Source organism: Ignavibacteriales bacterium (assembly GCA_016214905.1).
Classification (GTDB): domain Bacteria; phylum Bacteroidota; class Ignavibacteria; order UBA10030; family SZUA-254; genus PNNN01.
In genome coordinates, this window is sequence record JACRMQ010000001.1 from 140,607 (window position 1) to 153,658 (window position 13,052).

The window sequence follows — 13,052 nt, forward strand, 5'->3', positions numbered from 1 at the left end:
ATCATGTAATTTATTGCGTCAATAAAAAGGGGTTCGAGATGAAAACATCAAAGCTAATCTTGTGTATTAACTTATTCACATTATTTTTTATCGGAAATTTCAATGCTCAGTTGAAAGAAGAGTTAAAAGCATTTGGCTCCATCAATCAATATGAACAGGAATCAAAACCGGCTGCATTCAAACTCCGGTCTTTACCTCAAAAGCCGTTTAGAACGACTCTCTCAGCTTTCGATGAGAGAAATCTGATCGAAGTTAAATTTATTGATAACATTGAAATCGCGATAGAAACAAATAACCAGCCTTTCGACAGGAAAGGAGAATATTTGAAATCAACCTCTGCATTGTCTTTAATAAAAAACATTGCCGAAGCCGGAGGTGTATGGAAAAGACTTACATCTGGATTTGAGGATCGAATTGAGAGCATGAGGAGGAATGCAGAACTAAACGCAAACCGTGCGATAGCAAATCTCAACAATTATTTTATCCTTTCGGTACCTCAAGGAATTAATACTGAGGAATGGATTGATCAACTTAATTCTATATCTGAAATTGAAATTGCCGAACCAAGACATTTGCCCCCACCCTTGCCATTACCGGGCAATTACCAGAGTTATCAGGGATATCTTAATGCGGCTACAGACGGTATTGATGCTAACTATGCATGGTCGCTGAACGATAGCGGTCAGAACGTAACAATCTGTGATTTTGAATATGCATGGAATCTGAACCACCAAGATTTACCGGCGGGCATTGGGAAGTTAATACCACCAGGTTATACGGAAGCCATCCTCTCTTCAGCAGATACCAATCACGGCACAGCTGTCCTTGGTGTACTTGCGAGTAAGAATAATGGATGGGGAACAAAAGGAGCGGCGTATGGAGCTACTCTAAAAGTAGCACCGACATATTTTACTTCCGGTTGGTATTTAGATGCTGCATTAGCTTATGCAATGACTCAATTATCTCGTGGTGATGTATTTTTAATTGAGCAACAACAATGGGGACCATACAATAATGGCACCGATACGGGATTAGTACCGGTTGAATGGGATGGAACAATTTATAACCTTATTCTCACTGCAGTTGGAAATGGTTTTCATGTCGTCGAAGCTGGTGCAAATGGTTTTAGAAATTTGGATAGCGCCATCTACAACCAAAATCATGCGCCATTCCTCCCCCAGAATAATTCGGGTGCAATTATTGTGGGTGCCGGTGCAGCATCTTCATCTCGGTCCGGAAGTGATACTCCACGATCAAGACTTTCATTCTCAAATTATGGATCCCGTCTCAGCCTCCAAGGATGGGGAGAAAAAGTTACAACTACAGGTACACTTCCATTTTGCTCGGCACTATATACAACTGAAGGAAGGAATTATTATTATGATAGCTGCTTTGCCGGCACTTCAAGTGCTTCTCCTGTAGTGGCGGCTGCCGTTGCATTAGTGGAAAGCAGGTTCGAATCCTTATACGGAAAAGAGATCACACCGATTACAATGCGGACGATCCTCGCGAATACAGGATCTGCCCAACAATCAGGATCTTTCCCCTCCTCACAAAAGATTGGTCCACTTCCGAATGTCCGTGCCGCTATAGATTCATTCGCTTCTTCGACAATGACCCTATCAGGTTTATACACTGTTGGGATTGGAGCTAATTATACAAACCTGACTGCCGTTGCAAATGAATTAAAACAAAAAATTATTATTGGAAATGTTGTCTTCGAAATCCAATCAACATATCAGGGTATGACTGAAACAGTCCCGATCGTCTTTTCGGAATATACGACACGCGGCGGGAATTGGACAGTAACTATTCGCCCGGCGAGTGGAGTAACTTCGGTAGTCACATATGGCAAACCACCCGGTCATCCGTATACAACATATCCGGTAATAAAATTAGACGGCATTGATAGAATGACACTGGATGGAAGACCCGGGGGCACAGGTACTGTCGGTGTATGGATAGTCCGGAACACAAGAACAGATTCGGTTGGCGCAACTGTTCAGTTTGAAAATGATGCAACAAATAATTTATTGACGTATTTACAAATTGAAGGACAAAATCCCACTCAATACCCCGGTACGGTATACTTCGGAGGATATTCCGGTAATCAGGGGAATAGTCATAATGTCGTGTCGTATTGTGATATCCGTGATCGTTCGGATGTTTCAGGAATGCCCGCCGTTGCGATATATTCTGACTGGACACTTGGCGCAGCGAACGATTCAAACTCAATCATTAGTAATAATATTTACAATTGGACCGGGTACGGACTTTATTTATATGGTGAGCGCTGGATTATCAGAGATAATTCATTGTTCGAACAGATTCCTCAGAACAGTATGATGACTGGAATCTTCATGATGGGCGGAAACGGTCACGATATTTCTGATAATTATATCGGAGGTGGAACGCCAAAATGTGCCGGGTCCATGCTAACCAACATTAATTCATCAATATTCACAGGCATATCGTTGATCGTAGATACACTCCAATCAACCAGCATTCAAGGGAATAGAATATCAAACATTGCATGCTCAAATCCAATCGGTTCAGGATTTATGGGTATCACGATACTGGCAGGTAATGCAAATATCGGAACCATAAAAAGAAATGTGATTGGTGATTCAACGTTGCCGGGGAATATTTCAATTAGTGGAAACAATGCTGTGGGTGGAATTGTAATGAATGGGATCGGAAGAAATATTGTAACAATAGAGAATAACATCATCGCCAACATCGATCAAACTGGGGTAAATCCGGGTGAACTTAGAGGAATAAATGTGATAGGACTTTTAGAATGTAAAGTTCTTAAGAATGAAATCAGAAACCTTGGGCCCTCAATGCCGATGGCGAATGGTTTTGTACGAGGAATATATATACAGGGTTCAAATGATAGTGTGATCGTTGCAAACAACATGATCGATCTCGGAAATCCAATTATAAATAATTGCCGCTACACCGGCATTTATGATTTTGGAATGTGGGGAAAACTTTCGAAAATATATTATAACTCAGTTTATATCGGAGGGGCGACCGGTGGTCCAAATAATTCTTATTGTTTAGAAGATGCAGGAGGTTCTATATTTAATGTCAAAAACAATATCTTCCATAACGCACGAGCCGGGGGTCCAGGACTAAACTATTCAGTTGCAACTATGAAAGCATGGTTATTACCGACAAGATCAGATTACAATATTTTATATAATCAGTCAAGTGCTAATTTAACATTCCATACAGGAATGAACATGAACTTTGCCCAATGGCAAATGGCAACATCAGGAGAAGCAAACAGTATAAACCGAGATCCAAAATTTAAAAATCCAATTGCAGGTGACTTGCACCTTGATCCGGCAAACTACTCACCATCAGATAATGCCGGCATTTCAATTTCTGAAATTACAAACGACTTTGATTATCAGCTCCGTGGTGGCAATCCGGATATCGGTGCTGATGAGTACACTATAAACGTTCCCTCTGCGTTTTCACTTCTACTCCCAGCCAACAGTGATACTAACCAACCCCGCAATGGAATATTAAAATGGCAGAACTCACCTCCGGCAGGCAAATATGATGTTTATTTGGATACCAGCACTCCACCCGTAATCAAAGCAGCATCTGATGTAATAGATACTTTTTATAATTATACAAGTATCGATACGAACAAAACATACTATTGGTTTGTGATAGCGAAAAACTCAAGCGGTCAACAGACATCCAATAGTGCACCATGGCGATTCTTCACAGGTGCAGGTTCGAGTACAGGAGAAATTACCCAATCATTCCCCATGCTTAATGGTTGGAACATGTTATCGTTGCCACTCATAGTAACCGACCCGAGAAAAGAGACACAATACCCCACTGCATCATCGAAAGCATTCGGGTATAACGGTTCTTATACTATCGCCGAAACATTAAAATACGGCATTGGCTACTGGTTAAAATTTGATAGCGCGGAATCTATCGATATCACCGGATATAAATTCGAGAATGATACAATCGATGTTATCGACAAATGGAATATGATCGGTTGCCCGTCTGAAATTGTTCCAGTTGATTCAATCGCTTCCATTCCTGGTGGTATCATCACATCTAATTTCTTCGGATACGATGGATCGACATACAAGAAAGCAGATACATTGAAACCGGGATATGGATACTGGGTGAAAGTAAATCAGGCAGGACAGCTAATACTGAGAAATAATTCATCCATGGCAATGATGAATCGGATAAAAATTCGTCCGACATTTGAAATGCCGCCGCCGCCGCCGAATTCCGAAATCCCAAACCCGAAATCTCAAATCCCAACAAGGTTTGTTCTTGAGCAGAACTATCCCAATCCGTTTAACCCATTAACAATTATCAATTATCAATTACCAATTGACAGTTGGGTAACATTGAAGGTATATAATGTTTTGGGTGTGGAGATTGCAATGTTGGTGAATGAGTATAAGAAGATGGGAAGGTATGAAGTTGAGTTTGACGCCTCCTCCCTTTCAAGCGGAATATATTATTGTCGTTTAACGGCTGAACACCCTTCGTCAGGCTCAGGGTGGAATTTTATTGAGACTAAGAAATTAATCTTGCTCAGATGATATCATCATATTAATTCATTAAACAAATATACAGATCAATTAATTGAGGAGATATGAAAACAACTATTCTTGTTTTGGTGCTGATGTTATGTCACACTCTGGCCCTAAGCCAGCCACAACTTTTTACAAACAATTCGTCAACCGAAGCGAAATACGAACGAGGAGTGGTATTAGTAAAATTTAAAGATGACGTGGAAATGCCCATCAATAAAGAGGGCCGTTTGGGTAAGTTAGCAGCTACAAATGTCCAGGAGAAGTTTACCAAGTACGGTATCGTAAAAGGAGAAACGCTGTTCAAGAAAGCTAAGCGGGGAGAACCGATAAAAAAAGTACGGAGTTTTTCCGGGAATGAGCACGAAGCCGCAAGTCTGTACAATATTTTCCGCTTACACTTCGATCCAAAGTATGATGCAAAAACTGTTGCTGAAGATCTATCCAAGTTAGATGGTGTGATTTACGCTGAGCCCGATTTCATTGTTAATGCTTTGGAAACCATTCCTAACGATCCATACTATAATCAACAGGGATACTTATCTACGATAAAAGCACCTGCTGCCTGGGATACAACAAAAGGTGATACGACACAAATCATCGGGATACTGGATACCGGTGTAGATTGGGATCATCCGGATCTAATTCAAAAAAACAAAATTAATTGGCAGGAATTAAATGGAATTTCGGGAGTAGATGACGATGGAAACGGTTATGTAGATGACATCCGCGGCTGGGATTTCATAAACAACGACAACAATCCGAATGACGATAACAGTCACGGCACACATGTGGCTGGGATAGCAGCCGCGCGAACGGATAACAATACCGGTGTTGCCGGTGTAAGCTGGGGCGCAAAAATTCTGCCGGTGAAGATTCTGCAAAGCACAGGTCACGGCAGTGCCAGTACAGTGGCACAGGGTGTGGATTATGCTCGTATACTCGGCGCAACTGTCATCAACCTGAGCTTGGGAACATATTCCGAATCAATAACATTAAGAACGGCATTGGAGAATGCATATTCAACAGCGGTGCTCGTTGCCTCAGCTGGGAATGATGATAATCCGATAGAGTACGACCCTGTTCGCAGGCGTGAAGCTGCACCAATGTTTCCGGCGTGCTATGGATGGGTTATTGGTGTTGAAGCGACAAAGCAAACTTATGATGAAAAATATGGTTATCGTGCGACATTTTCTAATTACGATCCGAGCGGACCTGTTTCATTCACCAATAACTTCGGATACAATTATGAATTGAAAGCTCCGGGTGTTTTGATATATAACACTTTGCCTAACGGACAATATGGTTCTCTCTCAGGTACTTCAATGGCAGCACCAATGGTTTCTGGTGCAGTAACACTTTTGAAAAGCCACCACCCTGGAATGTCGAATGAACTTCTTCTCGGGAATCTGATAAATGGTCTGGGTAACACATTAGATATTTTCGCCTCAATGAATCAACACCCAACTCCCAATCTGCAATACATCAGCCATACATTGATTGACACGTTAGCTGGAGGCGATAGGGATAATCGTCCAGATGCAGGAGAGACAATTCAAATTTGGCTGACTGTACAAAATACATGGGGAGATGCGGATAGTATCTGGACAAAGTTAAGATTGAATCCCCTTGAAGATCCTTCTGTAGCATCCATTACCGACAGCACAAGTTTTATTATCAATGGACTCTCGACTTACGCAACTGCTACAGGTGAAGCAGATCCGTTCATAGTACAATTAGCATCCGATCTCGCGAACAACAGGCAGATTGGTTTTAATTATGAAATCGGTTGTAAAAATAGTGGAGTAAAGAAGACGGGTAGTTTTAACCTGACGATACAAAAGGGGCAAGAAATTTCAGGTGTTTATATCGGTAGTTTACATCTGACGGAAGATAATTTCTACATCGTCTCTAGCAGTGCGGTCATAGACTCATTGATAATTGATCCTGGTTGTGAAATTCATTTTGCACAGAATACTTCAATATATGTAAACAAATTTCTATTTGCCCAGGGTACGCCAGAAAAGATGATATTATTTACCAACAACGGCAGCGGATATTGTAAAGGTATAAGGAACTTTAGTGGACAAACCGCTCAACTTAAATATTGCATATTTGAATATGGAGGGCTAGTAGATGGCCGTTTTGAAGACTGTATTTTCCGATATAACTCAGCCGAAATTAGAGGACCTATATTTCAGTATAATGGCGACTTAGTAGTGATTAGAAGCAACTTTATAGACAACAATAGTTACGTTGACGGTCTACTCAATACATCAGTTTTTGAAAACAATGTTATCGTGCATAACAATTCCAATGGCGAACCTGCTTTTTCATCAAGTCCGCTGCCTAGCAACACGCACAGAAACAACATCATCTTCGACAATAAAGGACCTTCCTACTCGCTTCGCTTTTGGGGTGGGTGGGGAACCTATCACGCGCCGCCGCAATATTATGGGACTACTAAAAAAAGTGAAATTGAAGCTTTAATACTCGATTTTTTTGAGAATGATATTTATCCAGTAATCTTAGGTGATAGCGCGCTAACTGTACCACCAGCGCTTGCTCATGGAATCGTTTGGGAAGTTCTTCTCAATGGAAAGAATCCGCACGAAGAAACTCTCGATCCCATTGGGATTGAAACCGTACGATTCGATGTTCGTTTTAACCGTTCTATGGATACCAAGCACCCACCAATTGTTACTTTTGGAGTTCGGGAGCCATTTACTCAACACATGGTCGAGGATAGCACCGGTTGGTCTTCTGATTCGACAATGTGGCATGGGTATTACACTATGGGGCTTGAGACCGGGGACGGGATTAATACGGTACGAGTCAGCGGCGCAAAGGATACAGATCATTTTGATATTCCAATCGAGGATACACGCTTCAAGCTCGTTATCGATGCAGCAGGATCAGCGGCAAATGAGTTTTTGGCAACTGCCGATGTCGGTAAAGTTATCCTCAATTGGCCCAAGGCACCGACAGATGATGTGTTGGGATACAATATGTATCGGTACTACAATCTTACCGACAGCACATACAGTTCTATTGAAAGAATCAACACGAATCTTATCACAGATACAATGTACATCGATTATTCGGTTATACCTGACACAACTTATCATTACCAATATAAAATTCTTGGTACCGACATGGTGGAAAGCGATTATTCCAAAACGATTGTTGCAACTCCGATTAAAGCTTCTTCAGGCGATGCCAACGGTGACCTTGCTGTAAATGTTCTCGACATCATGTCGATCGTTTCATATATACTCGGTCAAAATCCTCAACCATTTTTATTGGAGGCATCTGATATCAATGATGATAGTTTAGTTAATGTCCTGGATATAATCGGTGTTGTGAATATTATACTTGGCGGTTTTGAAAAGACTCCGACAATTGCTTCAACCGGTAATGCAACGATTGAACTAACTGCGGATCAACTTAATTTATCGACAGACGTTCCGGTGGCGGGAATTCAATTCAAACTTAGAGGTTCCGGTGTAGATGAATTGCAGTTTATTCCCAAAAGTGTACTTGGATCATTTGAAGTTGTCAGTGGCATGCAGGGTGATTCTTCGAGAACATTTATTTTATTCAGCATGTCGGGTGCTGCCATACAAATCGGACAACATACACTCGGCACATTCAGTGGAATCCATTCGGGTATATCCATTACAGAGGCAGTCATATCTAATTCACAAGGTCAAAACATAATAACATCGGTTTTTGACAACGGTGTACCGCTGATTCCAACGGAATATTATTTATCTCAAAACTATCCAAATCCATTCAACTCATCTACAAAAATACTATATGGACTTCCTGAACGAAGCGAAGTAAAGATTTATGTTCATAACATTCTTGGACAACAGGTTAAGATGTTTGAACTCGGAGAATTGAATGCAGGAAGATATGAAGTTCTGTGGGAAGGAAAGAATAACTCAGAGAATAGTGTGGCAAGTGGAATTTATTTTTATAGGTTTGTTACTCCAAAATATACACAAGTGAAGAAACTTGTCTTAATCAAATAGTATCAAGTGACTTCACGAAATATAATAAATATGGAGTGATAAAATATATGGTCAAATACATAATCATATTAAACCTACTGCTGCTATCTGCCGCTACGGGACAAAATACAATTTGGATCGATAGTGTTCAATCTCCACCAAGACAAACTGTTCAGTTTTCAGTAAAAGTTGAAAACTCACTACCATTTGTAGCTTTCCAATTTGATGTTGAACTGCCAAATGTCCTGACATATATTACAGGTTCTGCACAGCTTACATCAAGAGCGAATGGACATCAGCTTGCTGTCACTCTATTGGATCAAAGCACAATAAGAATCGTTTGTTATTCTTTAACTCTCAATCCTTTTTCGGGAAATACTGGAACTATACTGACATTTAATGCTGCCACAAGCGCTAAGCCGGGGACTTTCAATCTATCATTTATCGATCCAATTCTCGGCGATTCATCAGAAAATAATATTCTGACCAACTCACGATCAGGACAGTATCTACTCCTGGCTCCTGATATTAAATTGGATGTTGATTCGCTTGACTTTGGAAGCATTCCGTTATTGCAATCATCAGTCCGCACAATCACAATTACAAATCAGGGTAACCAACCACTCTCTATGACGGACCTAAATTCCACTCATCCCGAAATTTATTTTGAAGACACTAGCCAAATAGTAATACCAGCAAGTGGTTTTATCAATCGGGTAGCGCGTTTCCAACCGTTGGTTAAGGGAAATAAGTCGGGGACACTAAGAATTACCAGCGATGATCCGGATGATACCTTAAAAATTGTTCATACATCTGCTCACGCGTACGCTGTGAATGAAGTTAGGATCGGTTCTACATTTGGCAGGTCAGGATATGAAACAATCCTCAAAGTTCGCATAAATAACATGGAACCGTTCACGGCTTTCGAGTTTACGCTCGCACTTCCATCGGTGGTGAAGTTTATTCCCGGCTCGCCTCAACTTACTACAAGAAAAGTCGACCATCTGATCTCCGCTGATACGATCACAGGTAACAGATTAAGAATCATTGCTTTCTCTCCGACCAATAGTATTTTTTCAGACATTGATGGCGACATTGCTGAGTTAACGTTTCAAGTCGAAGGAGCCGGAGGTATCTATCCAATTCCAATAAGCAATGCATTGATCGGAGATTCTACAGTTTCAAATATTCTTTCAGCATCATATGGAGGAACAGTCGAGATTGCTTCACCAAAAATTCACTTCGATAGCAGTATAATTAATTTTGGGAATGTATCAATATTTGATACTGCTCTCGCTTCAATACAAATTTCCAATATCGGCAGCGATAGTTTAAAAATAAATTCTATTACGGGCGGAGATTCTACTTTTTGGATAGAATCTATATTTCCACTTTATTTGCCTCCTTCTTCCTCGACTCAACTTCTTTTTCTATTTCATAATAAGGAAAAAGGGATTTATTCTAAGAGATTTACATTACTCCATAATGATGTTACAACAAATCCATCGTACATCGATCTTGCAGCAACGGTTTTTATTCCGAATCGCTTGCATGTTATATCTGCATCAGGAGAACAAAACACAGTAATACCGATTTCATTTGGAATTGCTAACGATGAAGAGTTCGTTGGATTTCAATTCGATGTGGCTCTACCGCCATCGATAATATTTCAAACTGGAACAGTACAATTAAGTTTGAGAGCGCAGGATCACTCTGTCTCCGCAAGCATTCTTTCGAATGGCGATATAAGAATTCTAGCTTTCTCACTGACGCAAGCTGCATTTCTCGACGATTCTGGAGAAGTAGTAAGATTTAATGTTAATCTCCCAACAGATACCGGCATTTACCCAGTAGAACTCAAAAATATCATTATCGGAAATACGGCAAATCAAAATATCGCATCGGGTTTTGACAACGGAACTCTCGAAGTTAAAATCAATACTTCTGTTGATGAAATGACCGATTTGCCATCAAACTTTGCTCTAACCCAAAACTATCCCAATCCCTTTAATCCGTCAACAATTATCAATTATCAATTACCAATTGACAATTGGGTGACATTGAAGATATATAATGTTTTGGGTGTGGAGATTGCAACATTGGTGAATGAAGATAAGAAGATGGGAAGATATGAAGCTGTGTTCGATGGATCGTCCGCCTCCGGCGGATTAACAAGCGGTGTGTATTACTACCGTCTCATTGCAGGTGATTATGTATCGACAAAGAAATTCGTACTTCTTAAATGACTTAAATAATCCATCATTAAATTATCAAACAATTCTAAATCCAAAATGTTAACGGAGAATTTATGCAACCACACAATCTCTTTTTTACCATGTCGCTCTTAGCCCTCTGCTCTTGGCTAAGCTTCTCTCAAATCCCTCGCACTCTATCCTATCAAGGCGTGTTGACGGATAGTTTGGGAAATCCGAAACCTGATGGAAGTTACAGTCTGACCTTCCGACTGTATGAGGCAGAATCAAGTGGAAGTGTATTGTGGACAGAAGTAAAAACGTTAGACGTAGAGCGAGGATTATTTGCAACAATGCTTGGCGATCAAGTTATTTTTAATCCAACCATAAAATTCGATAAGCCATACTGGCTGAGCATCCAGATTGCGAGTCAGCCGGAACTCTCACCTCGGATTCCACTCACGGCAGTTGGTTACAGTTTATATTCTTTAAAATCGGACACAGCAAAATTTGCAATCTCCTCCCCGCAACAACCGTTTGTTGACAGTGCACGAATTGCAGGGACTATTCCTCACAATTCAATCACAAGTCAAAAAATTCTTGATGGCACAATCCAACGTGTTGATGTTGTACCCACATTTACAGCGCCGTATGCAGATACAGCGTCGTATGCAAGAGGAACACCGGCACAAGGATATGTTGACAGCGCACGAATTGCAGGTACGGCAGTGAGTGCCGCTACTCTTCTGCCTGGCGCGAATGTATCAGGAACTATCTACAATAGCCCGATCGTACAGATTACGAACAATGATTCTTCCTCAGGAGGTGGATATGCACTCAGCGCGAAAAATTATAGCCATTCCACATGGCGACCGGCAATTTATGGAGAGAATAAAGGTTTAAGCGCAGGAGTGTACGGACGTGCTGACAATTGGAACGCGGTAGTCGGATGGAACCAAAGTGATAATTGGGCGGGTGTGTGGGGAAGAAATATCGGTGGCGGAATCGGGATCCTCGGAGAAAGTGATAATGGAATCGGGATTCGTGGTTTAGGAATGACAGGAGTTCTTGGTGAAACTCAAGGTGGTTCGACATCACCAAAGTATGGATTTTTTGGCACTGGCCAAAATACTTCTAGTGGAAGTACGTATGGTGGTTATTTCAAGGCTGCACCTGAAGGATCGGGTAAACATTATGGTGTTTACGGTTATGCCGAAAATAGCACATGGACTGGTAACAATTTTACGTATGGTGGATACTTTGAAACACGACCATTAGCAGATGGATATCATTACGGATCTTATGGTACGGCTACGACATCGATAGCATATTATGTGTGTGGCGTTTCGGGATATGCGTCAAATGCTTCCCATGGTTTCGCGTACGGTGGTTCTTTCGGCACAAGTGATTCAGGCAATGGAGTCCACATCGCTCTCCAAGGTTGGGCAAATAGTTCTTCACCATCTGGTAATCACACCACAGGTATATATGCCAGTGCAGAAAATAGTTCGAATGGTGAAGTCTATGGTGGCAGGTTCCAAGCAATTGCTTGGAGTGGAACCGGGAAAAATACAGGTGTTGATATCCTTACTACCGGTGGGTCCGATTCTTCAACTTATGGATTATATAGTAATACTTTTAATTCTTCTACCGGAAAAGTCTATAGTGGATATTTCAACGCTGAGGATTATGGAACCGGTACAAAATATGGTGTATATGCGCGGGCTCCGATCTCCGGTTGGGCTGGTTATTTTCAGGGTGATCTTGGTGTGAGTAATAATTTATATGTTTATGGTGGAACCAAGAGTGCAGCAGTGCAAACCGACGATGGTTCTTTTCATGCTCTCTACTGCCAGGAATCTCCTGAAAATTGGTTTGAAGATTTCGGTGAGGGTCACTTAATCAATGGAAAAATAACAATCAAGATCGATCCTCTTTATGCACAAACGGTAAATACATCGACAACGTATCATGTATTTCTCACCCCTCACAATGAACCAATCGTATTAGCGGTTGCAAATCGAAGAGCGGCCTCATTCGATGTTGTTGGTCCGGTCGGTAGCAATAATTCATTTTCTTATCGGATAGTTATCAAGCGAAAAGGATTTGAAAATCAACGGCTTACTCAAGTGAAAGGATTGACTCCCGCTGAACTGGAAGCTGAACATGAACGACAACGTGTTACATCGTCTCAGCATCTGCAGCAGTTGGAGGAAGAGAGGGAGATGAGACCATTAGAAAATAATCGATAACAGAAG

The 13,052-nt window shown here is 41.1% G+C and carries 4 protein-coding genes; all 4 read left to right on the top strand.

Annotated elements, in window-relative coordinates; all coding sequences use genetic code 11:
- The first annotated feature begins 38 nt into the window (after positions 1-38).
- The 4 genes from HZB59_00680 to HZB59_00695 all read left to right on the top strand — a co-directional run bounded on the left by HZB59_00680 (position 39) and on the right by HZB59_00695 (position 13,046).
- Positions 39-4,595, top strand: coding sequence for a S8 family serine peptidase (locus tag HZB59_00680; protein ID MBI5019929.1), 4,557 nt, complete (start codon positions 39-41; stop codon positions 4,593-4,595).
- Positions 4,596-4,648: 53 nt separating this feature from the next.
- Positions 4,649-8,623, top strand: a complete 3,975-nt coding sequence (locus HZB59_00685; protein MBI5019930.1) for a S8 family serine peptidase — start codon at positions 4,649-4,651, stop codon at positions 8,621-8,623.
- A 47-nt stretch (positions 8,624-8,670) separates the two neighbouring features.
- Positions 8,671-10,848: a choice-of-anchor D domain-containing protein gene (locus HZB59_00690; protein MBI5019931.1), complete on the top strand. Its 2,178-nt coding sequence runs from the start codon at positions 8,671-8,673 to the stop codon at positions 10,846-10,848.
- Positions 10,849-10,910: 62 nt separating this feature from the next.
- Positions 10,911-13,046 carry a hypothetical protein gene (locus HZB59_00695; protein MBI5019932.1) on the top strand — a complete coding sequence of 712 codons (2,136 nt, stop codon included), beginning with the start codon at positions 10,911-10,913 and terminating at the stop codon, positions 13,044-13,046.
- Positions 13,047-13,052 lie beyond the last annotated feature (6 nt).

Excerpts from the sequence above, each read along its gene's own strand:
- HZB59_00690 (MBI5019931.1), top strand. The coding sequence starts at position 8,671 with ATGGTCAAATACATAATCATATTAAACCTACTGCTGCTATCTGCCGCT.
- HZB59_00680 (MBI5019929.1), top strand. The coding sequence starts at position 39 with ATGAAAACATCAAAGCTAATCTTGTGTATTAACTTATTCACATTATTT.
- HZB59_00695 (MBI5019932.1), top strand. The coding sequence starts at position 10,911 with ATGCAACCACACAATCTCTTTTTTACCATGTCGCTCTTAGCCCTCTGC.
- HZB59_00685 (MBI5019930.1), top strand. The coding sequence starts at position 4,649 with ATGAAAACAACTATTCTTGTTTTGGTGCTGATGTTATGTCACACTCTG.